The following is a 224-nucleotide window of genomic DNA, read 5'->3' on the forward strand; positions in this document are numbered from 1 at the left end:
AGCATTCTGGCAAGGAGAGTTTGAGGAGGCTTCATTGCCACCCCCCTTTAATGGTCGCCGCAAAACCTCAAGGTCATTGTTTAAAATAGGGGCTATCAGCCGTTTTCTCTTATCAGAACATTGTAAAAATCAGGGCGTGCTTTTAACGCCATATCAATCTATTTTGGTGGGCATTTTGAAAAAACAGGATTGACTTTGCCCACTAAAATCACACCGTTACCAGC

1 protein-coding gene is annotated in these 224 nt (G+C 43.3%); it reads left to right on the forward strand.

Annotation, left to right across the window (positions count from 1 at the left end; translation table 11 throughout):
- Nucleotides 1-193 (forward strand): hypothetical protein (locus AABK37_RS42550; protein WP_432557310.1); only part of this gene is annotated, 193 nt, incomplete at its 5' end.
- Nucleotides 194-224: the final 31 nt, after the last annotated feature.

This window comes from Tolypothrix sp. VBCCA 56010 (genome assembly GCF_050875635.1).
GTDB lineage: Bacteria > Cyanobacteriota > Cyanobacteriia > Cyanobacteriales > Nostocaceae > Hassallia.